Consider the following 23159-nt stretch of genomic DNA (forward strand, 5'->3'; position numbering starts at 1 on the left):
GGGTACTAACTGCGCCGGCGGGTGATCTCCTGATAGATCATCTCGACCAGCTTGATCTTGACGGACTCTTTGAGGTCGAGGAACTGGACGCCCATCTTGTTGCCATCCACGTGGCGAACGATGGCGCGGGTGTCATACCACTCGCCCATCGGGGAATCCCACTTGAAGCGGACGCGGATCTCGCTGCCGATGGGCTGCGGCTCGTCCCCGGCAAATCCGAGCCCGCCTTCGCTGATGTCGTAGGCGTACCCGGAGGTGCTCGCCGCCACGGCGCCGTAACGCACCATCACCGGCGCCGGAAAGCGCGGGTAGATGCGGCGCTCGGCTGCGCTGGGAGAGTCCTGTGAAAGGACCGGCATGTCACCTCTTGATCGCGGGTGGATTTGAGGCGGAAATAGTACCGTCGGACCCGATACGCGGCTACGTACCGATGGGCATCCGGGGACAAGTACTTTAGTAACGTTATTTGCCTAGCAGAAACTTGTTTGCGTCGCCCGTAGGCCGCGCGCTCACCATGCCGTCCGCAAGAACTGCATGATCTGCCAGCCATCCATGAATTTGTAGGGCGCCTCGCCGGTGGTGTAGTGGCCGCAGGGGAGTTCGACGATCTTGCACTCCACCTTGCGGCGCAAGAACTCGGCGGCGATCTGGCGGGAGAACTCGGGAAGGAACGTCATGTCGTACTTGCCATAGATCATCACGGCTTTCTTCGGCCAGCGATCGAACTTGTCGAAGTATGCCATGGGGCTGATGGCGAGCCAGGCTTGGCGCAGCCGTTCGAGATCGGTGGTGCTTTCCATGCCCGCGCGGACGTGGCGGGTGGATTGGCCGGTCCAGACAACATCCGCAAAGTAGGTGGAGACGTGGTTGAACACGTTCACGCGCAGGCGCGGATCGTGCGCGCTGGCGAGGAAGGCGTAGCAGGAGCCGAGCGAGGTGCCGACAACACCGAACTGGCGGTAACCCTGCGCTGCAAGCCAGTCGAGGCAGGAGCGCACGTCGGCCACGGCCTGGCGCGCGGCGGAGATGGTGCGCCCCACGTTCGCGGAGACGGCGTAGTCGGCGCGAGAAAGCTCGGTGGGCATGCGAACGTCGTGGTACGGCATGCTGAGACGCAGCGCCGCGATGCCGAGCAGGTTGAAGCCGCGGCAGAGCGTGTTGTGGCTCTCGGCATCGGAGTTCCATTGCGGCATCACGACGACGGCGCGGCGTCCGCGCGCGGGAAACCAGCGCGCGTTGACGAGATCGTTCTCCGGATGCGGCGTGCGCACCGGCGAGGTGAAGCGCAGGAACTCCCCCGACTTCCCTTCCGGATTGAAGGCCGCGTTGCGCGCTTCTTTGTCCACGCCGGTGGCGCAGAGTTTGAGCTCGCGGCTCTCCAGCCGGAAGTCGGTGGGCGTTTGGTATGAAAAGAACTCGTCACTGTGGGCGACGATGTTGTCATTGAGTGCGTGGATGTACTGCTCGATGGCGGCGTTGCCGGCATCCGGGGAGGGCCGGCCGCCATTCGCATAGACGCCGGGGAAATCATGGATCCAGTCGAGTCCCCACTCGAATGGCCGGACGACACGATTGGTGTCGCGGTCGGTGAGGCGTGTCTCCCAGTCCTCGATCCACTTCTGATAGCGCTTGCGCATAGGGGCGGTATAACGAATATAGCCGCGCCCCGAGCGGCGGCAAAGGTTGGCAGCAGTGAACGGTCGCTATTCGGCGGCGAGCTGCGTCTGGCGGGCGCGCCAGGCGAACCAGAGTGGGACGGCGATCATTCCGAGGTATCCGATGGCCTTCACCACGCCGGCGATCTGGGTATCGTGCTGCAAGAGGCCGAGCCGGCCGAAGATCTGGTTCCAGTCGTGGCCGATGACGTCGTCCGGCCCACCCTCGGCGGAGACGAGTGGCAGTTCCATAGCGCGCGCGTCTGCCATGTAGATGGCGATGCCGAGAAAATTCTCGAAAAAGAGCCAGGCGGTGAAGGTTGCGCCCATCAGCTCGCGCATGCGGACGAAGGTGAAGCAGAGTGCGGCGGGGATGAGCAGTTGCAGGATGGTCCCACCCCACAGGTGCATGGTCTCGCCGAGGTATCCGAAGAGCGGGTGGCCGGCCTCGTGCGTCACCATGTTCACCGCGTCGATGAACAGGTTCACACCGTTCGCGCGATAGGCGTACCAGACGAACCAGGCGTAGAAGAGCAGCCACGGGATCATCGCCCAGAGCGGCACCAGTTTCCAGGGCTCGTCCAGAAAAGCGAGCTGCTCATCGCGGAAATCCTGCCACCAGGTGGAGGGCGGCGCGGGACGGGGGGCGGGAGCGGGCGCGGGCGGCATCTATTCGAACCTCATTCGACGGATCACTACTTATTACTCTAGGTACCGCCGGGGGACGCGCTTGTTGATGTTGCAGAGCACCTCGTAAGGGATGGTCTGGGCGTGCGAGGCGACCTCCCAGGCGGTGATTTTGCGGCGCGCGCTCTGGCCGATGAGGATGACCTCGTCGCCGACGTCGACGCCGGGAATGCCGGTGACGTCGACAAGAGTGATGTCCATAGAAACGTTGCCGACGATGGCAGCATAGTCGTCGCGCACGATCACGCGGCCACGCGAGGAGAGTTGGCGGCTAAGCCCATCGGCATAGCCCACCGGCAAGGCGGCGATGCGCGCGGGTGATTGCGTGACGTAGGCGCCGTTGTAACCGATAGGGGTGCGCGAGCCGACGTCGCGTATGGAGAGCACGCGCGTCTTCCACGAGAGCACGGGCGCGATAGGCAGCTCGAGCGAAGCGTCGGGTATGCCGGTGACGGCCGAAAGGAATGGCAGGTAGTAACCGTAGAGCGCGATGCCGGGACGCACCATGTTCATCCACGTGCGCGGGCGCGTGACCATCGCCGCCGAGTTTGCCATGTGGTAGTAGACGGGCGAGAGTCCGCTCTCGATGATGGTGGTGACGACGTCGTCGAACCGGGAGATCTGCGCGTCCACGTCGGGCGCGTCGATGACCTCGGAGGAGGCGAGGTGGGTGAACAGGCCTTCGACCACGACGTGCTGCGCGTCTTTGAGCATCTGCGCGAAGAGGCCGAGGTCGGCCATCGGCAGGCCGAGGCGTGCCATGCCGGTATCCACCTTCACGTGGACCGGGACAGTGTCGTGGTGCAGGCGCTCGGCGGCGTCCTCGAGCAGCTCGATGTGCCACCACTCCCATACCGCCGGCGTCAGGTCGTGCCGCACGACGGCTTCTTCTTCACCGCGCCAGAAGCCGGTCAGCAGCAGGATGCGCGAGGTAACGCCGCCCTGGCGCAGCGCCACGCCTTCATCTGTGGAGGTGACACCGAACCAGAGCGCGCCCTCCTTCTCGAGCGCGAGCGCACATTCCACGGCGCCGTGTCCGTAAGCATCGGCTTTGACCACGGCGCAGATAGTCGCTTCCGGCGCGCAGAAGTCTTGCAGCGTGCGGAAGTTGTGGCGCAGTGCGGTGAGTGACACCTCGACCCAGGTGGGCCGCGTCTTCATTCCGAGAACTTCATTCCGGGGAACCGGAGCGCTGGACATTGTGGGCAACGTTGTGCGCAACAGGGACACCACCGCGCCGTCAGGGGCAACGTTCGACAGGTGCGTCGCGGAGACGCGATTATAGCGAAAGATTCCGCTGGAGAACCGCAGATGCTTCGGTACCGATACCCCGCCTGGAGAAAGCGGCGGGGCCCCTCGGTCCCTCAGCATGACCCTTCTGGGAGGGGCTATTCCATCGCTAGATTCTCGAAGCGGGTGGAACGCTTGATGAAGGCGAGCTTCACCATGTCGGTAGGGCCGTTGCGCTGCTTGGCGATGATGATCTCGGCCATGCCTTCGAGCTCGGGATTATCGCGGTTGTAGACCTCTTCGCGGAAGATGAACATCACCACGTCGGCGTCCTGCTCGATCGAACCCGACTCACGCAGGTCGGAGAGCTGTGGGCGATGGTCCCCGCCACGGCTTTCGGGAGCACGGCTGAGCTGCGAGAGCGCCACCACGGGGCAGCGCAGCTCCTTGGCCAGGCCCTTCAATCCGCGCGAGATGGCTGACACTTCCTGGGTGCGGTTCTCGAAGCGCTTGCCGCCGATGGGCGCGGCGGCCATGAGCTGCAGGTAGTCCACCACCAGAAGGTCGAGTCCGTTCTGCGCGGCCTTGAGACGGCGAGCCTTGGCACGCATCTCGTGCAGCGAGATGCCGGGAGTGTCGTCGATGAAGATGGGAGCATCGCCGAGGCGGCCGAGAGCGTCCACGAGTTTCTGGTGATCGTCGCGGCCGAGGAAGCCGGTGCGCAGCTTGTGCGAGTCGACCATGGCCTGTGAGCAGAGCAGGCGCAGGAGCAGCGATTCGCGCGACATCTCGAGCGAGAAGACGCCGACCGTCTTGCCATCGCGCACGGCGGCGTTCTCGGCGATGTTGATGGCGAAAGCGGTTTTGCCCATCGAAGGCCGCGCCGCGATGATGATGAGGTCGGAGGGCTGCAGGCCGCTGGTCAGTTCGTCGAGGCGATCGTAGTGGGTGGCGAGTCCGGTGATGCGCTGGCCGCGCTCGTAGAGCTGGTCGATGGAGCCGAAGGATCCCTTAACGATCTCCTTGATGTCGACAAAGCCCCGCTGGATGCGATCATCGGCGAGCGAAAAGATGGCCGCCTCGGTGGAGTCGAGGATCTCGTCGGCAGTCTCCGCTTGCTCCGAGGCGCGCGCGATGGCGGTGGACGCGGTGTGGATGAGCGCGCGCAACATCGCTTTGTCGCGCACGATCTTGACGTAGTGCTCGATGTTGGGGCGGCGAGGGAGGCCGTCGGTAAGCGAAGAGATGTAGGCCACGCCGCCCACCGCTTCCACTTCTTTGCGGCGGGCAAGTTCCTCGGCGAGCGTGACGATGTCGATGGGCTTGGTGTGCTCGGCCAGCTCCATCATGCGGGAGTAGATGCGGCGGTGGGAGTCGAGCGCGAAGTCGTCTGCCTTCAGCGTCTCGGCGGCCTGGTTGAAGAGGAAATTATCGAGCAGGATGGAGCCGAGGATGGAGCGCTCGGCGTCGATGCTCGCGGGCAATCCGCGATCGAGGCTCTGGTCGGTGGTCGCCATGGGGTGAGACTGCCTCCGCGGATGTTAACCAGCAATCCGGGTACGCTCAAGCACTTTTTGTCTGAATAGAATAGCGAAACTGTGGAGAAAACAAGGACGATACAGGAAGATAACGGATGTAGCACGGCGACCATCCGCTGTGAAAACGAAAGACGGCCCGCGCCAGCCGCACGGGCCGTCTCGTTTCGAATGGATGCCTTGTTCAGCGCGCCGGCGGACCTCCGTTAGCTCCCGCTGCGCCGCTTATCCTCCAGCCGCCCAGGGAGCGCGCGCCTGAACCCACACTAGGTGGATTCCACGCTGCTGCTGCCTCGACCGCCAGAGCTCAAGACATCGCACTCTGTCTGCACGAGAGATTGCATCAGCCGCGAGAAGACCTCAAGCACGATTTGCTTCGAGGCTGTGGAGAAATTGTGCGGAACTGGGAATTTTGTGGAAGCGCGAGGAAAAGCGGGACGAAATCCCGCGCGGCGGCTACGAACTTGGGTTACTGGGCGTGATGCACCAGGCGTTCGGCTGCCTTCACCGCTTGCGAGAACGAGAGCGAAGAACCTGCCTGATGCTCACGCTTCGGACGGGCAAGTGGGCGGATGGCGGCGATCAGCTGGCTGGCTTCCGCGATAAGCCCGGCGTGCATGGGCACACCTTGCGCAGGGGCAGTGTTCGCCTTGGCAGCGTGGGACGCAGCATGGGCGATGTCGGCGGAAGATACCGGCAAGCTGTTGAATGAGGCAGTAGGTGGCATGGCCACCGAAAGGTAAGGCGGCTGCGAGGTATAGAAACCAAAAGCCTGCGGCTCGTGCGCCTTGGCGGCGTAACGGTGGAACTCCTCGAACTGGGGGCCAGCGCCGCCGAACTCGATGAGGACCAGGAAATGCGATCCCGGCTTCCACACGGAACGGGCGCGCGAAGCGCTGCCGCTGCACGTCACATTGACGCCCCGTGTCTCCATGGCGAGGCCGCGGGCGCGTAAGCGATCGGGATCGCTATCGAGCACCAGGACAGGACGGCCGCGCAGGCGGTCGATGTTCCGCGCCAGGTTCGCATTCATGGTGGCTTCAGGCACTTAGGCTGCCTTCTTTGATTTGCGTTCGAAGCCCACGTCGCGACCCGACATCTTGTCCATCAAGCGCAGGAAGGGCGAAACGATGGCCGCATAGATAGCGAAGATAGGATTCGGCTTCTTGTCCGGTTTGGAGCTCATAGGCGCGATTCTCCACGATCCATGACCGGTTTTTCGTCGCTTAGAGAGACAAAGGCCGGCTTCCGCATCGCCCGCCATAGGCCGAGCGCGCATCCGGCAAGCAGAAGGGTGAGCCACATAAGATTGATCAGCATGGGACCTCGATGATGTTCTGGATACCCGGACATGTAGCGAAGAAACGGCGCTCTCGCGCTGATCCCGCGACCGGTGCAGAACTGTGACTAAGAAGAGAAACTTCAGAGGGGCTGACTTAGCTCAGTCAGTCTGAAAGAGGAGGAGGAGCTGCGACCTCAACCTTTATGCTAGGCCTTCGTGGGGGATAAGTCAAAGCAACGAGCTGCTTTCGCAAATGACGAAAGGCACGGCTCGAGCCGTGCCTTTGGTCTTCCCGAAACAGGAAAAGCTACTCTGCCATGCCGGCTCTTACTCTGCTACGCCGGCTTTTACTCTGCTACGCCGTCCAGGAACGCCTTCAGCTTGCGCGAGCGCGAAGGATGGCGCAGCTTGCGCAGCGCTTTGGCTTCGATCTGTCGGATGCGCTCGCGGGTGACGGCGAATGACTGGCCGACCTCCTCGAGCGTGTGCTCGGAACCGTCTTCGAGTCCGAAGCGCATCTTGACGACCTTCTCCTCGCGCGCGGTGAGGGTGCGCAGCACCTGCGCGGTCTGCTCCTTGAGGTTCACGTTGATCACGGCCTCGGCGGGTGAGACGACGGTGCGGTCTTCGATGAAATCGCCCAAATGCGAATCTTCCTCTTCGCCGATGGGCGTCTCGAGGGAGATAGGCTCCTGCGCGATCTTCAGCACCTTGCGGACTTTGGCGACCGGGATGTCCATGCGCTTGGCGATCTCTTCCGAGGTGGGCTCGCGGCCCAGCTCCTGCACCAGCTGCCGCGAGGTGCGGATGAGCTTGTTGATGGTCTCGATCATGTGCACCGGGATGCGGATGGTGCGCGCCTGGTCGGCGATGGCGCGGGTGATGGCCTGGCGGATCCACCAGGTGGCGTAGGTCGAGAACTTGTAGCCGCGGCGGTACTCGAACTTGTCGACCGCCTTCATCAGGCCGATGTTGCCTTCCTGGATGAGGTCGAGGAACTGCAGGCCGCGGTTGGTGTACTTCTTCGCGATGGAGACGACCAGGCGCAGGTTGGCCTCGATGAGCTCGCGCTTGGCCTGCTCGGCGTCCATGTCGCCCTGGATGATCTCGCGCTGCGTGCGCTTCAGGTCCTGGAAGGTGAGGCCGGCATCGGCCTCGATCTTGTCGAGATCGACGCGGTGCTGGCGCTGCGCCTTGCGATATTCCCTCTTCAGGTCTTCGCTGCGCGTAGCGTCAAACTTCTTTTCCAGGTTGTTGATGGCACGATCGTGGGCGCGCATGGCGTCCACGGTCTTGAAGATCTTCTCGATCAGGCGCTTGCGCTCGGCGTTGTTGAAGCCGAGCCGGCGGATGATGAGCGACATCTTGACCTGCTCGCGGCCCAGCTTCCAGCGGCAGCGACGGTGTTCCTTGGGCTTCTTCTTCTGCGGGATCTCGGCGAGGCGTTCCTCGAGCTGCTGGACACGCTTGTAGTGCTTGCCCATCTCCTCGATGCGTCCGACGATCTGCTTGCGGCGCTTCTCGACGACTTCTTCGGTGATCTCTTCCTCGTCGAAGGTGGTGATCTCCTTCACCGAGCGAACGCCCTTTTCAAGGTCTTCGCCGAGTCCGAGGATCTCGCGGATGATGATGGGCGAGCGCGAGACTGCCTTGAGCATGCGGAGCTGACCGCGCTCGATGCGCTTCGCGATCTCGACTTCGCCCTCGCGCGTGAGCAGCGGCACGGTGCCCATCTCGCGCAGGTACATGCGCACGGGATCGTTGGTCTTCTCGAGCGCGCCAGGAGTGAGATCGAGCTCGACGTCTTCGCCGGCCTCGGCCTCTTCTTTCTCCATCACCGAGGAAGGCGGCTTCGGCCCTTCGAGCACATCGATGCCCTGGGTGCCGATGGTGGTGAGCAGGTCTTCGAGATCCTCGGGCGAATGGACGTCGCCGGGGATGAGGTCGTTCACCTGGTCGTAGGTGAGATAACCCTTCTCTTTTCCCGCGTCGATCAGCTTTTTAATATCGTCGAACTTGTCTTCAAGAGCCAAACGGTCAATTCCTCTTCAGCGCGCGGCGAGCGGGCGCTCCAGTAAGCACGGGTTAACGGGGATGAGCGGGCGGATGGCAGTGAGCCAAACCCCCGTATGTTAGCACAAACGCACATACTTCCACGTGCTTTTCGGCAGAGACGCGCTTGGATTTGTAGGGCACCCCGTCGCACACAGCCGGCGCTTATTTACTTAGATGGCGCCGGAGGCCTTTTCGTTTCAACGAAATAGCTGGAATCTTGAGGGGTTAGTCATAAGCTGGATACTCGAGATAAGGCTTGGATATCTTCGTGATTCGATCGACGGGGGAGGGCCGCACTCCGCTATGGTTCACCTCGGCTGCCAAGTCGACGTTCACTTTGATGTTGGGGCACCGCTTGTACACGTAGCGCGCATGTTCCGTGCCTGGTTCACCGCGCGCCATGAATGTCATTCCTCCATCCGCCCTAAACTGTCTCTCCACATCTGAGCGATACATTCCCACCTTCAAACTCTTCGCATCTTCGATGGCCTGTTCAATTAATTTGCACGCCGCGGGATCACCGCAGCCTTTCGCAGGTCCATTCTGCGTAAGGCTGGCCTGTAACGGAATCAGGAGGAGGCAGGTTACAACTGAGATTGTAAACGCGAGCTTCATGACTGTCCTCCATTCGCTCGGCGAGCGAAGGCTAAAGGGCCGATAGATCGCGATCGATCTTGAGCTTTTCCTGCATCGCCTGGGCGAGCGCGGCAGAATCATTCTTGCGTTCCGCCTCGGCGATGCGCGCGCGCACCTGTTGCTGCGCGCGCTCGAGCTGGCAGCGACGCAGCGCCTCAAGCGCTCCGTGTACGAGTTCCTCAGAGAGCGCTTCGTCATCGCGCATGAGGACTTCAGCGAGCAGGCGCCGGTCGGCGTCGCTCAGGCCGAGCGCCAGCGGATCGAATGACTCGGCGTCCGCTTGCACCAGCGCATCGAGCAACGTCTCCGTCGGCAGCCCGCGGTGGAGTTCTTCGGTCGAAAGCGTGTACTGCGCCTGGTGACGCAGGTCGGCCAGCGGCTCGAGTTGGTCGGCGGTGACGGCGAGCACGCGGATAAGGATGCGCTCGGCTTGCATGATCTGCGAGGGCGGAGCGGCTTTCACGGTGGTGCCGCGCGTCGCGGCGACGTGGCGGATCTCCTGGCGCAGGACAGCGGAATCGATACCGAGTTTTTGCGCCATGTCGGCAGCGAGCTCGTCGCGCACGATGCGGCTGGGGACGTGCTGTAGATGCTGCAGCAGGAAGGTGACCGCTTGCTGCTTGCCTTGCGGCGTCTTGACCGGGAACTGCGTGCGCGCACGGTCGATGAGGTAATCGAAGTAACGCGGCGCGCCGAGCAGCGCTTTTCCGTACGCTTCTTTGCCGCGCTTGCGGATGAAGTTATCGGGATCGAGGCCGCCCTCGAGCGTGAGCACCTTGATATTGAAGTCTTCGGCTACGAGCAGAGCGAGCGAGCGCTCGGCGGCGCGGGCGCCGGCGGCGTCAGGATCGAAGTTCACCACGATCTGCTTGGCATAGCGGCCGAGCAGGCGCACCTGCGTCTCGGTGAAAGCGGTGCCCGAGCTGGCGATCACGTTGTGCATGCCGGCGGAGTAGACGGCGATGCAATCCATCTGGCCCTCGACGATGATGGCGTAGTCGAGCTTCTTGATGGCTTCCTTGGCGCGGTCGAGGTTGTAGAGCACGCGCGACTTGGAATAGATGGGCGTCTCGGGCGAGTTCAGATACTTCGGCCCGGCTTTGGGATTCGCAGCCGCGCCGGCGAGTTCGCGCGCGGTGAAAGCAATGATCTTTCCCGTCTCGTTCGAGATGGGGAACGTGATGCGGCTGCGGAACTTGGAGTACATCGCAACGCCGCTGCTGTCGTCTTTCGTTTTTGCGCCGTCTTCCTTCCACGACATCAAGCCAGAGGCGCGCAGCTGCTCGTCGTCGAACTGGCCTTTGAGCCGGTCGCGCAGCAGGAAGCCAGAGTCGGGCGCGAAGCCGATGCGGAAGGTCTTGACGTCGTCGCCGGTGAGAGCGCGGCCGGCGAGATACTCGCGCGCGCGCGCGCCTTCCGGCTTGCGGAGCTGCTCCTCAAAAAAGGTGCAGGCGCGTTCGTGCATCTCGATGAGCGCGCCGCGGAGCGCCGCTTCCTTGGCTTCGGCGGGTCCGGAATATTGCGTCTTGGGCAGTGCGATGCCGAGCTTCTGCGCGACCGCGCGAACCGCTTCCGGAAAGGTGACGTTCTCGATCTTCTGGACGAAGCTGAAAACGTCGCCCGAGGCGCTGCATCCGAAGCAGTAATAAAACTGCTTGGTCACGCTCACGCTGAAGGAACCCGTCTTCTCCTGGTGGAAGGGACAGAGCCCGGAAAACCGGTCGGCTCCGCTCTTCTTCAGCTTGACGTAATCGCCGATGATGCGGACGATGTCCGCCTGCTGCTTCACCGTGTACGCGAAATCGCCAGGATTGGCCATGGGTCGCTCGCCGCGGATGAACGCAGAGTACCGCAGTTCGAATCGTCCATTCTAGGTGGGAGACACAGCCATTTCGCCTGTGAACCGCGAGCAAAAGCGGGCGGCTGTGTGGAAAAACAGCCGCACCCGCGCTACTTGAGCCGTTCGACCTTGCCGGTATCGAGCGAGTAGTAGGCCTCCACGATGGCGAGCTTCTTCTCGTCCACCCGCTTCTTCAGGATGGCGCTCTTTGCCAGCAGCTCCTGCGCCGACACGTGGACATGATTCCGCGCCGCCGGCTCCACGTCTTTGCCCTTGGCCAGCGAGCAGGAAGCCTTGATGGGCGCGACCACGGCGTCGAGGTTGGCGCTCGGCATCTTCCCCTCGGAGCACGCGGCCTTCACGGCACCGCAGCTCTGGTGGCCCATCACCACGATCATTGTTGTCCCGAGGTGCTCGACGGCATATTCCATGCTGCCGATGGCGAGCGCGTCTGGACTATTGCCGGCGACGCGGACAACGAACAACTGCCCAATGGTCTCGTCGAAGAGCAGTTCCGGACCGACGCGGCTGTCGGAGCACGCGAGCACGGCGACGTGCGGCGATTGGCCATGGCTAAGCCGCTCGCGGTCGGCGATGAGGTTGTGGGCTTTCGTCTTGCCGGTGACATAACGCTGGTTGCCGGCCATCAGCTTGGCCCAGAGCTGGTCAGGGGAAACGGGCGCCGGGGCCTTGGGTTGATCTTCCGCAAGTAACAAGAGCGAACAGCAGAGAGCAAGCAGGAGGGCGCGAGTCTTCATGGTTCTTCGTTCCTCATTTTTCGTGCTTCCGGCCCGGAAATCTACCACAGAGGCTAGCTTCTGGAACTCAGTTTCTGGACTCAGCTCCTGAACTCAGCTCCTAAATTCAACCACGGTCGCGCCGGCGCCGCCTTCGTTCTGTGGCGGCTCGGTGACAGAAGCCACGTGCGGATGCGCTTTCAAATACTGTCGCAGCGCTTTGCGCAGGATGCCCATGCCGCTGCCGTGGACGATGCGCACGCGAGCGAGTCCGGCGAGGAACGCCGAGTCCACGTATTTCTCGACGCGCTGCGTGGCCTCGTCCACCGTCTGGCCAATGACGTTGATCTCCGTAGGCACGCTGCCCTCGCTGCTCATCTGCACGCTGATGCCGCGGGCGCGCGCGGCTTGCACCGGCGAGTCGGACGCCCGCACCACTACCGCGGCGATATCCGAGCGCGGCACCTTCATCTTCATCGCGCCCATCTCGACCTCGAAGGTCTGGTCGTCGATGCGGCGCTTGATCAGGGCATTGCGGCCCATGGACTTGAGCTTCACTGTGTCGCCCGCTTCCACATGCTTTACCTCGGCGGGACGCGCATGCTGGTCGCCACGGTCGGCGCCGGTGTTGTGCGCCACGACCGTCTGATCGAACTGCTCCTTGAATTCGCGACGCAGCTTCGCGATGCGGCGATCGGACTCCTTCGATAGCTTCTGGGCGGCGGCTTTGTCCTGGACCTCGCGAACCGTCTCGCGGGCGCGATACTCGAAGTCGCGCAGCACGTCTTCGAGCTTCCGCTCCATCGCGCGCACCAGCTTCTGCACGTCGTTCTTGCCTTCGAGCGCGAGGCGCGACTTCTCGCGCGCGACCTCCTGCTCCTGCTTGCACAGCCGCGCGCGTTCGTCCGTGGCCTGGCGCAACTCGGTGTGCAGCTGGTCGAGGAACTTGGCAATATCCTGCGAACCCTGCTCCACGCGCGCGCGCGCCTGCTCGATGATCTTCGGATTCAATCCCAAACGCTGCGCGATGTTGATGCCGGCGGAGGCTCCCGGCACGCCGACGCGCAGCTCATAGGTCGGCTGGAGGGTTTCCTCGTCGAACCCAACCGACGCATTGAGCACGCCATCGCTATTCGCGGCGTAGACCTTGAGCGCGGTGTGGTGGGTGGAGATCACGCTTACGCATCCGAGCTCGCGAAAATGTTCGGCAATGGCGACGGCGAGCGCGGCGCCTTCGTTGGGATCGGTGGCGGAGCCAAGCTCGTCGAGCAGGACGAGCGAGCCCTCGGTCGCCGTCTTCGAGATGAAGTCGATGTTGGTGACGTGCGCGGAGAAAGTCGAAAGGCTCTGCTCGATGGACTGATAGTCGCCGATGTCAGCCAGGACAGCGTCGAAAACGGGAAGCTCGGCCTTCTCCGCCGGGACCGGAATACCGGCCTGGGCCATGAGCGCGAGCAGTCCGACGGTTTTCAGCGCGACCGTCTTGCCGCCGGTGTTCGGCCCGCTGATGATGAGCTGGCGATCGCCGCCCAGCTCGAGCGTGAGCGGCACTACGGCGCCGCCCTTGCCGCGCAGATTGCGTTCCAGCAGCGGATGGCGCGCTGCGGTGAGGAACAATGACGTGGCGGCGTAGCTTGGCCGCACGCAGTTGTAGGCTTCGGAAAACTTTGCCTTGGTGAATTGCAGCTCGAGTTCGGCGAGAGTGTCTACCGCGGCGCGGACCTCGACGGCGCGTACCCCGATGCGGCGCGTCATCTCGCGCAGGATGCGGTGCACTTCGGCGAGTTCCTCATCGACCAGGCGGACGAGTTCGTTGTTCTGCTCGATGGTCTCGAGCGGCTCCACGTAAACGGTGAGTCCGGTCGAGCTGGCGCCGTGGACCACGCCCGGCACCTTGCGCTTTTGCTCGGTCTTCACCGGGATGACGAAGCGCTCGCCGCGGATGCTGATGACCTCATCCTGCACCGCGCCCCCTTCGGCGAGGCGGCGCAGGTAGCCGCGTAGCGTCTCCTGGATGGTGCGCTTCTGCTTCTCTACCTCGCGGCGGATGCGTGCCAACTCGGGCGAGGCACGGTCGTCGAGCGTGCCGTCGGGCAGGATCTTGCCGGCAAAGTAGCGCAGCAGCTCGGCGAAATCGGCGATGGCGGCAGAGAGTTCCGCGACCGCGACGAAGCCTTCGCGCAGCCCGGCCGGTGGATGGCGCACGATCTCGCGCCACTGCTGCGCGCGGTCGAGCACCGCTACCACGTCGCGCAATTCGGTGGCTTCGAGCGCGGTGCCTTCGATGCGGGCCTTCTCCACCAGGTTCCCGGGATCTTCGAGTCCGGAAAACTCAAAGCGTCCGCCCGCACGGCGGAAATCGCTGATCTCCTCGGTCAAGCGCTGCTGCTGGTCTGCCCAAACGCGATCGCGCGTGGGCGCTAGTCCCTCCAGACGCGCACGTCCGAGCGGCGACTGGGCGTAGCCGCGCAGCAGCTCGAGTAGCGAGTCGAATTCCAGGGCACGCGCGCTGGTGTGGCGGAGAAGTTCCATCGGAACCCTCATGGTATCGCAGGGGGTATCGCCGTGGGCACGCGGATTTGCGCGGAGCGGGCCGCCGGACACGCTAAAATGGGGGTTCCCATGGCCTTCCCTGTCACACGCATGCGGCGGTTGCGGCGCTCGGAAGCGTTGCGCGGCATGGTCCGCGAAACGCGCCTTGCCCCTACGGACTTCGTCTATCCGCTATTCGTCTGCCCCGGCGAGGGCGTGCGAAAAGAGGTGGGTTCGATGCCCGGCGTCTTCAACCTTTCGGTGGACCAGGCGGTCAAGGAAGCGTCGGAGGCGAAGGCGCTTGGAGTGCCGGCGGTCATCCTGTTCGGGTTGCCGGAGAAGAAGGATGAAGTCGCCACCGGCGCGTGGGCGGAAGACGGCATCGTGCAACGCGCCACGCGCGCCATCAAGCGCGAGGTGCGCGACATGGTGGTGATCGGCGACGTTTGCCTGTGCGAGTACATGAGCCACGGGCACTGTGGCGTCGTCCAGAGGAGCCCACACAAGACAGGACAGCCCAGGTCGGTGGGCGCGATGGCGGTGACGCGCGAGCAGATGGCCGCGGTCGCGGCGAAGGTTGCGGAAGACGCGGCGGCCGAATACGAGATCGATAACGACGCTTCGCTCGCGATCCTGGCCAAGACGGCCGTGTCGCAGGCGCGCGCCGGCATGGACGTGATCGCGCCCTCGGACATGATGGATGGCCGCGTGGCTGCCATCCGCAAAGGGCTCGACGAGAACGGCTTTGCCAACGTCCCTATCCTTTCTTATGCGGCGAAGTTCGCCTCGGCGTTCTATGGCCCATTCCGCGAGGCGGCGGATTCAGCGCCGCAGTTCGGCGATCGCCGGTCCTACCAGATGGATGGCGCGAACCTGCGCGAGGCGATGCGCGAGATCGAACTCGACCTCGATGAAGGCGCGGACATGATCATGGTGAAGCCCGCGCTCCCTTATCTCGACGTGATCGCGGAAGCGCGCCGGCGTTTCGATGCGCCGCTCGCGGCCTACCAGGTCTCCGGTGAGTACGCGATGATCCACGCCGCGGCGCGGAATGGTTGGGTCGACGGCAAACGGATCATGATGGAGACGCTGACCTCGATCAAGCGCGCCGGCGCCGACCTTATCCTTACTTACTTCGCGAAGGACGCGGCGAAGCTTCTCGGTTGATCTCGCCGGTCGAGCAAGCAGAAAGGAATCCGTCATGGCAGCCGGACAGTTCGGGCTCACGCAGCTCGGCCAGATCGCCATCGTGGTGAAAGACACGCCCCGCGCCACCGAGTTCTATCGCGACAAGCTGGGCATGAAGTTCCTGTTCAACGCCGGGCAGCTGGCATTCCTCGACTGCGGTGGCATCCGCATCATGCTCTCACCGCCGGAGAAGCCGGAGCACGACCACGCGGCGTCCATCCTGTATTTCGAGGTCGCGAACATCCAAACGGCACACCAGGCGCTCGCCGGGCGCGGGGTGAAGTTCGAGGACCAGCCGCACCTGGTCGCTAAACTCCCCGACCACGACCTGTGGATGTGCTTCTTTCGCGATCCGGAGAACAACTTGTTCGGCCTGATGTCGGAAGTGCGGGCATAGACGGCGCTTCGCCGTTTCTCGCCGTTTGGTTTCTCTGCGTTTCGTTTCTAATCCCCCGCCGCATCATCTAGAATCCTTTGTTTGCCCCAGACATCCAGAGAGACAAGGGAGCGCGCACGTGGCTGAGACGATCTATGACGTCGCCATCATCGGCAGCGGGCCGGCCGGATACACGGCCGCCATCCGCGCCGGCCAGTATGGCTTGAAGACTTGCCTGATCGAGAAAGACGACAAGCTGGGCGGCACATGCCTGCACGTGGGGTGCATCCCGACGAAGGCGCTGCTGTTCAATGCCGAGGTCTTCGAACACATCAAGGCCGCCAAGGATTTCGGCATCAGCGGCGTGACCGACGCGAAGATCGATTGGAAGGCGGTGCTCGATCGCAAAACGAAGATCGTGAACAAGCACGCCAAGGGACTCGAGTTCCTGATGCGTAAGAACAAGGTCACCACCGTTGAAGGGTGGGGCAAGCTGACCGGTCCGCAGAAGAACGGCGTGCTCGACGTGGAGGTCTATACCGCGGGCGGCGGCGGCGCGGGCGGCGAGACCAACCACATCAAAGCGAAGAACGTGATCCTGGCTACCGGCTCGGAGGCGAAGATGTTTCCCGGCCTGGAGGCGGATTCGCGCGTCCTGACCAACATCGAGATCCTCGAGCTGCCGGCGATCCCGAAGACCCTGGCCGTGATCGGCTGTGGCGCGGTAGGGGTGGAGTTCGCGTCCATCTTCAAGTCATTTGGCACCGACGTCACCCTGCTCGAAGCACTGCCGCGGCTCGTCCCCGTGGAAGATGAGGACATCTCCAAAGAGCTGCTGCGCTCGTTCACCAAGCGCGGCATCAAGTGCCAGCTCGCCGTGAAGGTCGAGAAGATCGACAAGAGCAAAGACGGCGTCACGGTGAATTACACCGACGCCGAAGGCAAGAAGCAGAAGGTCGATGCGGAAAAGGTGCTCATCGCCGTGGGCCGCGCGGCGCGCACCGACAACGTGGGCCTGGAGACCACGAAGATCAAGCCCGACCGCGGGTTCATCAAGGTGAACGAGTGGATGCAGACGGACGAGCCAGGCATCTACGCCATCGGCGACATCGTTGCCGGGCTACCCCAGCTGGCGCACGCGGGCGCGATGGAGGGCATCGTCGCCGTCTCGAAGATCGCGGGCAAGCCGGCCAAGCCGGTGAAGCGCGAGCTCATCCCGGGCGCGACCTACACCGAGCCGCAGATCGGGAGCGTCGGACTGACAGAAGCGAAAGCGAAAGAGAGTGGACGCAAGCTGAAGATCGGCAAGTTCCCCTTCGCCGCGAACTCGAAGGCGAGCATCATCGGAGCGCACGAAGGCTTCATCAAAATCGTTGCCGACGAGCAGTATGGCGAGATCCTGGGCGTGCACATCATCGGCCCGGACGCGACCGAGATCATCGCGGAAGCGGTGGCGGTGATGCAGCTCGAGGGCACCATCGACGACCTGATGTTCACCATTCATGCGCATCCCACGCTCTACGAGGCGATGGGCGACGCGTTCGCCAGCGTCTACGGGATGGCGATCAACGCCTAGGTCTTCTAGTGATGGTCCCAGTGATCTCCTACATCCAGCTCGGCAGCGTGCCGTACGCGCTCGGCCTCGACTTGCAGCGCAAGCTCATCGCGGCGCGTAAGCAAGGGCAGATCGGAGACGTGCTGTTGCTGCTCGAGCATCCGGCGGTCATCACGCTGGGCAAGAACGCGGACCGGAAAAACGTGCTGGCTTCGAGTGGGCAGCTCGCGGCGAAAGGCGTGGAGCTCTTCGAGTGCGACCGCGGCGGCGACGTCACATACCACGGGCCGGGACAGCTGGTCGGATATCCCGTCGTTGACCTGAAAGCCCTGGGACGCAACGAAGACGGTTCGCCGAAGACCATCTGGCCGGTGGACTTCATGCGTAAGCTGGAAGAAGTCTTGATCCGCACCTGCGCGGAGTTTGGCGTGCTGACCGCGCGTATTCCAGGACTCACCGGCGTGTGGACGCGTCCGCTGAAGGGGCTCCAGGAAGCCGGGCAGCAAGAGGATGCGCAGCGGTCTGCACAAAAAAAGCTGGCGGCGATGGGGATCCACGTCTCGCGCGGCGTCACCTCGCACGGCTTTGCCTTCAACGTGACCAACCAGCTCGACCACTTCAAGCTGATCGTTCCTTGTGGCATCCCCGACAAGCCGGTGACCTCGCTCAACGCCGAGCTGCAGGCGCGGCATCCGAACCGCACCGTTGCGCCGCCGACCGTGGCGGAGGTGGCACAGTACGTCATCCGCAACTTTGAAGTCGTCTTCGGACACGAGATGAAGGAAGTCCCGACCGTGGACGAGCTGCTGGGCGCGAAGGTCGGGGTGCCGGCGCGCACGCCAGGCGAACTTCGTGAGTTCAAGCGTGGCGAACTCAAAGCAGGCGAGCTCAAGGAAGAGGATGGCTACTTCGCATGACGATGGACTGGGAGAAGTGGGAGAAAGAACAGCGGCCGGAGCTGGAGGAGAAGCTCGCCGAGCTGAAGAAGTCGCGCGACCTGATGGACAAGCCCGAGCTGGCGCCGCTGCGGGCCGCGCTCGATACCTTCATCGCCGATGTGCAGCGCGTAATCGACGCCGGCGAGATGGAGCGCAAAGCCGAGCAAGGCGGTGCCACGCCGGGACCGAAGGAGCCGCAGTAGAGGCGGTAGTGGCTTTCTGCTACCGTTAATAGGGTTATGTCCACGAAGAAGCCACAGCAGAGTGCGCGTCCGCAAAAGAACGGTGCCAAAGGCGCCGGCGGCAACGGCGGTCGCCCGTCGGGCGGTCTCCCTGCTCCGCAGAAGAACGCACTTGGGATCACCGACTATCGCCTCGAGAAGCCCGACTTCCGCGTCGTCGAAGTAGATAAGGATGGCGATGTCCACTACGAGGTCCGCGGCAACCTCGACCTTCCGGTCCCGCCCATCCGTGACTCGCGCTACCTGAAGCGCGAACAGGCGATCGAGATCTACCGCTACATGCTGCTGAACCGCGGCATGGAAGCGATGCTGGAGCGGCTGTACAAGCAATCGAAGGTTGTGGGCGGAGTGTACTTCGGCACCGGGCAGGAGGGTTGCTCGGTCGCATCGGCGTATGCGCTTGGCAAAGACGATTGGATCGGGCCGATGATCCGCAACCAGGGCGCGTTCCTCGTCCGCGGCTTCAGCACTGCCGACGTCATGATGCAGTACATGGCGAAAGGTAAGGGGCCGACCAAAGGCAAAGACGCGGGCTCGCACTTCGGTTCGCTCGACAAGCACGTCACCGCGCCCATCTCGATGCTGGGGGACCAAATACCCGTGCTGGCGGGCGTAGCGCTGGGCGCGCGCTTGCAAGGACGCAACATCGCGTGCCTCACATGGATCGGCGATGGCGGACAGTCCACCGGCGTCACCTACGAGGGCTTCAACTTCGCCGCAGTGCAGAAGCTGGGCGTGATCCTGCTGGTCGAGAGCAATCACTGGGCGTATTCCACGCCGACAGAAGAGCAGGTCGCGGTCCGGGACCTGGCACAGCGCGCGATCGGCTACGGCGTGCCCGGCGTGATCGTCGATGGCACCGATGTTTGCCAGGTCTACGACGCGACCTACGAAGCGGCGCAACGGGCGTATCGCGGCGAGGGCTCGACGCTGATCGAAGCCAAGATGATGCGCATGAAGGGCCACGCCATCCATGATGCGGCGCAGTATGTCCCGAAGAAGATGTTCGAGTTTTGGCAGAAGCGCGACTGCATCGCGCGTTTCGAAAAGTATTTGGTGAACGTGAAGAAGTGGTTGACGCCGGAGCAGCACAAGAAGCTGAAGAGCGAAGTCGACAAGCAGCTCGAAGAAGACCGCGCCGCGGCGGAAGCCTCACCGATGCCCGAACCGGAGTGGGCAGCGAAGGGCGTCTATTGCGCGAGTCCGGAATGCCACCCCATCCCGCTGATGTACGGCGAGGTGAAAGCCAAGGGCCACAAAGACGTGAAGCTGGCGGAAGTGGAAGCGGCGGTGCATTTGAAATGAGCGCCCCTGTCACATTCCTCGAAGCGATACGCCAGGGACTCTGGGAGGAGATGGAGCGCGATGCGCGCGTCTTCTGCATCGGAGAGGACATCGGCGTTTACGGCGGCGCGTTCAAGGTGACCGAAGGATTCATCGACCGCTTCGGTGCGGAGCGCGTGATCGATACACCCATCGCCGAAATGGCGATCGTTGGAGCCGCGCTAGGCGCGTCGTTCACCGGACTGCGTCCGGTGGCCGAGTTCCAGTTCATCGACTTCATCGCGTGCGCGCAGAACCAGATCGTGAACGCGCTCGCCAAAACGCATTACCGCTGGGGCGCGCCTGCGCCAGTAGTGCTGCGCGGACCTTCGGGCGGCGGCGTCCACGGCGGACCGTTTCATTCCCAAAATCCGGAAGTCTCGTTCGTGCACACGCCCGGACTCAAGGTGGTGTATCCGGCGACGTGCTACGACGCGAAGGGGCTGATCAAGGCGGCCATCCGCGACAATAATCCTGTGCTCTTTTTCGAGCACAAGTTCCTCTACCGCCGCATCAAGGAAGAGCTGCCGGCGGAGGACTACACGGTCGAGATCGGGAAGGCACGCGTAGCACGCGAGGGCAGGGATCTCTCCATCATTACTTATGCGGCGATGGTCCACCTGGCGATGGACGCGGCCGCGGCGCTGGCAAAAGACGGCGACAATATTGACGTCGAGGTCCTCGACCTGCGCACGCTCTTGCCGATGGACCGCGAGGCCATCGTCGCGACGGTGAAGAAGACGAACAAGGTCATCGTGCTGCACGAAGACACGAAGACCGGCGGCCTGGCCGGCGAGATCACCGCCATCATCAATGAAGAGGCGTTCGACGACCTTGACGCGCCCGTCACGCGTATCGCCGCGCTCGACTCGCCTGTCCCCTTCTCGCCGCCGATGGAGGAGTACTTCCTCCCGAAGTTGAAGGACGTAATCGAGAAGTGCCGCTGGCTGCACAAGTACTGACGTCACAAAGCAATGCTATGAAGAAGATCGCCTGGAAAGAAGTGAAGGCCGACCAGATGACGCCCGAGATCACGCGGCGGTTCATCTCGTGCGCGAATGCCACGCTGGCACGCTTCGAGCTAAAGCGCGGCGCGATCGTGCCTGAACACAAGCACGAGAACAGCCAGATGACCTGGGTGGTGGAGGGCTGCCTGCGGTTCACCTATCCCGGCGGCGCACCCATCGACGTCCGCGCCGGCGAGGTCCTGGTGATTCCCGCGAACCTGCCGCACGCGGCTGAAGCGATCGAGAACTGCGTGATCACTGACGTCTTCAGTCCGAGTCGCGCTGACTGGGAGTCGGGCGACGACGCCTACCTGCGGGGGAAGAAGTGACGATGCATTACCTATTAAAGACCGAAGCCTCCACCTACTCCTTCGCTGACTTGCAGAAGGACAAAGAGACGGTGTGGGACGGCGTGTCCAATCCAGTGGCCCGGCGTAATCTGCGCGAGATGCCGGTGGGCGCGAAGCTGGTGATCTACCACACCGGCGACGAGAAGTGCGCGGTCGGCACGGCAACCGCGGTGAAGGTGGACGCAAGCGATCCCAAGGACCCGCGGGTGACGATCAAGGCGGGCAAGGCGATCGCGCATCCAAAGACGCTGGCCGACATCAAAGCCAACAAGCTGTTTGCGGATTCGCCGCTGGTGCGGCAGGGGCGGCTTTCGGTCGTCCCGCTGACGGCGACGCAGTACAAGTTTCTGGTGGATTGACGACGAATGGGCTTCACCGGCGCTGCGTTACAATGTTGGGATTCCTAGAGGGATGCCATGCCGACTGACGTGATCATGCCCCAGATGGGCGAATCGATCTTCGAAGGAACGTTGACCAAGTGGCTGAAGAAGCCCGGCGACAAGGTGCAGCGCGACGAGCCGCTGTTCGAGATATCCACCGACAAAGTCGATGCCGAGATCCCGGCGCCTGCTTCGGGCACGCTGGCGGAGATCAAAGTCCCTGAGGGGACGACGGTGCAGGTGAACACGGTGGTGGGGACGATCGCGGCGGAGGGCGAGTCGGTGGCCGCCGGAAAGGCCGCGCCGGCGAAGGAGAGTCCGAAAGAGGCCCCCGCAAAGGCGGCGTCCGCGCCACCGAAGCCAGCGGCGCAGTCGGAGGGAACACCGGCGAGCGCCGGGGTGGCAAGTGGAAAGGCGCAGGCTCAGCCGGCAGAAACCGGCCGGAAATCCGAGGGCGCGCGTGGTGGCGGGAAAGTGCCGCAGGTCCGTCCCGGCGAGGAAGAGGAGCTTGATCCGCAGCGTCGCGACAGCGCTGGAGTGGAGCCGGATGCAAGGCCGATGGAGCGCAAAGCCATCGCCGAGCAGAAAGATACCGTCATCGAGTTTCCCTCGACCGATCGCGATCAGGATGGCCGACGCATACGCTCGAGCCCGCTGGTGCGGCGCATCGCGCGCGACAACAACGTGAACCTCGGCGGGGTCCAAGGTTCGGGCCTGGGTGGCCGCATCACGAAGAACGATATCCAGGCTCATCTGCAAGAGAACGGCGCGGGCTCCGCACCGTCGGCGCGACCAGCAGCAGCGGCCTCGGGAGGCGCGGCGCCAATTCCATCTCGCGGCGCGACCGCGCCCGCCATTCCGATGCCGGCAGCGCTGCCGATAGGCGGAGGCGCTCCGGGCGAGATCGTTCCGATGACGACCATGCGCAAGAAGATCGCCGAGCACATGGTCGCGTCGAAGCACACCAGCGCGCACGTCCACACCGTATTCGAGGTGGACATGACGCGCATCGCGAAGCTGCGCGAGAAAGAGAAAGCCAGCTTCGAGCAGCGCAACGGCGCCAAGCTCACTTACATGCCGTTCATCGCGCAGGCCGCGGTCAACGCCATCCGGCAGTTCCCTATCATCAATTCATCGCTCGAGGGCGATAACATCCACTACAAGCGCGAAGTCAATCTCGGCATCGCGGTCGCGCTCGATTGGGGATTGATCGTTCCGGTGATCAAGCACGCGGAAGAGCGCAACTTCCTCGGATTGGCGCGCGCGATCCAGGATGCCGGCGAGCGGGCGCGCGGCAAAAAGCTCACTCCCGACGATATCTCGGGCGGCACCTTCACCATCACCAATCCGGGCAGCTTCGGCGCGCTCTTTGGCACCCCCATCATCAGCCAGCCGCAGGTCGCGATCCTCGGAGTTGGCGGCGTGCACAAGGCGCCGGTCGTGGTCACTGCCGACGACGGCTCCGACTCGATCGCCATTCGCACCATCGTCCACTTGGTGCTAGGCTTCGATCATCGCGTGATCGATGGCGCCGTCGCCGACCAGTTCATGGCCGTGCTGAAGCGCAACTTGGAAAATTGGAACGAGCCCATCGGGTAGACGGGCCAGAGG

Annotated in this window: 22 protein-coding genes; 10 read left to right on the forward strand and 12 right to left on the reverse strand. The window is 63.3% G+C overall.

Going from position 1 to position 23159, the window contains the following annotated elements; all coding sequences use genetic code 11:
• Window positions 1-5: 5 nt before the first annotated feature.
• From M3P27_13560 to M3P27_13615, 12 genes are all read right to left on the reverse strand, one after another.
• Window positions 6-359, reverse strand: coding sequence for a PilZ domain-containing protein (locus tag M3P27_13560; protein ID MDP9269333.1), 354 nt, complete (start codon window positions 357-359; stop codon window positions 6-8).
• A 150-nt stretch (window positions 360-509) separates the two neighbouring features.
• Window positions 510-1637 (reverse strand): alpha/beta hydrolase family protein, encoded by a 1128-nt coding sequence (locus M3P27_13565; protein ID MDP9269334.1) that lies wholly within the window; start codon window positions 1635-1637, stop codon window positions 510-512.
• Between the two features lie 66 nt (window positions 1638-1703).
• On the reverse strand, window positions 1704-2324 hold the full coding sequence (locus tag M3P27_13570) for a hypothetical protein (protein MDP9269335.1): 621 nt from the start codon (window positions 2322-2324) through the stop codon (window positions 1704-1706).
• 33 nt (window positions 2325-2357) lie between these two features.
• Window positions 2358-3503: an alanine racemase gene (gene alr / locus M3P27_13575; protein MDP9269336.1), complete on the reverse strand. Its 1146-nt coding sequence runs from the start codon at window positions 3501-3503 to the stop codon at window positions 2358-2360.
• Window positions 3504-3730: 227 nt separating this feature from the next.
• Window positions 3731-5089 (reverse strand): replicative DNA helicase, encoded by a 1359-nt coding sequence (dnaB, locus tag M3P27_13580; protein MDP9269337.1) that lies wholly within the window; start codon window positions 5087-5089, stop codon window positions 3731-3733.
• Window positions 5090-5576: 487 nt separating this feature from the next.
• Window positions 5577-6155 (reverse strand): hypothetical protein, encoded by a 579-nt coding sequence (locus tag M3P27_13585; GenBank protein ID MDP9269338.1) that lies wholly within the window; start codon window positions 6153-6155, stop codon window positions 5577-5579.
• Window positions 6156-6293 (reverse strand): hypothetical protein, encoded by a 138-nt coding sequence (locus M3P27_13590; protein ID MDP9269339.1) that lies wholly within the window; start codon window positions 6291-6293, stop codon window positions 6156-6158.
• A gap of 443 nt (window positions 6294-6736) precedes the next feature.
• Window positions 6737-8422 (reverse strand): RNA polymerase sigma factor RpoD, encoded by a 1686-nt coding sequence (gene rpoD, locus M3P27_13595; protein ID MDP9269340.1) that lies wholly within the window; start codon window positions 8420-8422, stop codon window positions 6737-6739.
• Window positions 8423-8669: 247 nt separating this feature from the next.
• Window positions 8670-9059: a hypothetical protein gene (locus M3P27_13600; GenBank protein ID MDP9269341.1), complete on the reverse strand. Its 390-nt coding sequence runs from the start codon at window positions 9057-9059 to the stop codon at window positions 8670-8672.
• A gap of 31 nt (window positions 9060-9090) precedes the next feature.
• Window positions 9091-10899, reverse strand: a complete 1809-nt coding sequence (gene dnaG / locus M3P27_13605) for a DNA primase (protein ID MDP9269342.1) — start codon at window positions 10897-10899, stop codon at window positions 9091-9093.
• A gap of 131 nt (window positions 10900-11030) precedes the next feature.
• Complete coding sequence (locus M3P27_13610; GenBank protein MDP9269343.1) at window positions 11031-11678, reverse strand: carbonic anhydrase; 648 nt, start codon at window positions 11676-11678, stop codon at window positions 11031-11033.
• A gap of 93 nt (window positions 11679-11771) precedes the next feature.
• A complete protein-coding gene (locus M3P27_13615; protein ID MDP9269344.1) occupies window positions 11772-14189 on the reverse strand; it encodes an endonuclease MutS2 in 2418 nt (805 codons plus the stop codon).
• A gap of 90 nt (window positions 14190-14279) precedes the next feature.
• Here M3P27_13615 and hemB point away from each other — a divergent pair, with 90 nt between their 5' ends.
• From hemB to M3P27_13665, 10 genes are all read left to right on the forward strand, one after another.
• Complete coding sequence (gene hemB / locus M3P27_13620) at window positions 14280-15356, forward strand: porphobilinogen synthase (GenBank protein ID MDP9269345.1); 1077 nt, start codon at window positions 14280-14282, stop codon at window positions 15354-15356.
• A gap of 34 nt (window positions 15357-15390) precedes the next feature.
• Window positions 15391-15774 (forward strand): VOC family protein, encoded by a 384-nt coding sequence (locus M3P27_13625; GenBank protein MDP9269346.1) that lies wholly within the window; start codon window positions 15391-15393, stop codon window positions 15772-15774.
• 118 nt (window positions 15775-15892) lie between these two features.
• Complete coding sequence (gene lpdA / locus M3P27_13630) at window positions 15893-17329, forward strand: dihydrolipoyl dehydrogenase (GenBank protein MDP9269347.1); 1437 nt, start codon at window positions 15893-15895, stop codon at window positions 17327-17329.
• Between the two features lie 11 nt (window positions 17330-17340).
• A complete protein-coding gene (gene lipB, locus M3P27_13635) occupies window positions 17341-18225 on the forward strand; it encodes a lipoyl(octanoyl) transferase LipB (protein ID MDP9269348.1) in 885 nt (294 codons plus the stop codon).
• Window positions 18222-18449 carry a hypothetical protein gene (locus tag M3P27_13640; protein MDP9269349.1) on the forward strand — a complete coding sequence of 76 codons (228 nt, stop codon included), beginning with the start codon at window positions 18222-18224 and terminating at the stop codon, window positions 18447-18449. The genes lipB and M3P27_13640 overlap by 4 nt, the downstream gene beginning before the upstream one ends.
• A gap of 36 nt (window positions 18450-18485) precedes the next feature.
• Window positions 18486-19793, forward strand: a complete 1308-nt coding sequence (locus tag M3P27_13645) for a thiamine pyrophosphate-dependent dehydrogenase E1 component subunit alpha (protein ID MDP9269350.1) — start codon at window positions 18486-18488, stop codon at window positions 19791-19793.
• Complete coding sequence (locus M3P27_13650) at window positions 19790-20773, forward strand: alpha-ketoacid dehydrogenase subunit beta (GenBank protein ID MDP9269351.1); 984 nt, start codon at window positions 19790-19792, stop codon at window positions 20771-20773. The genes M3P27_13645 and M3P27_13650 overlap by 4 nt, the downstream gene beginning before the upstream one ends.
• A gap of 17 nt (window positions 20774-20790) precedes the next feature.
• The gene (locus tag M3P27_13655) at window positions 20791-21147 is read left to right on the forward strand and encodes a cupin domain-containing protein (protein ID MDP9269352.1); all 357 of its coding nucleotides are present in this window, start codon (window positions 20791-20793) and stop codon (window positions 21145-21147) included.
• 2 nt (window positions 21148-21149) lie between these two features.
• Window positions 21150-21527, forward strand: a complete 378-nt coding sequence (locus M3P27_13660; protein ID MDP9269353.1) for an EVE domain-containing protein — start codon at window positions 21150-21152, stop codon at window positions 21525-21527.
• Between the two features lie 57 nt (window positions 21528-21584).
• Complete coding sequence (locus M3P27_13665; protein MDP9269354.1) at window positions 21585-23147, forward strand: 2-oxo acid dehydrogenase subunit E2; 1563 nt, start codon at window positions 21585-21587, stop codon at window positions 23145-23147.
• Window positions 23148-23159 lie beyond the last annotated feature (12 nt).

The organism is Acidobacteriota bacterium (assembly GCA_030774055.1).
In the GTDB taxonomy this organism is placed as follows: Bacteria; Acidobacteriota; Terriglobia; order Terriglobales; family Acidobacteriaceae; genus JACPNR01.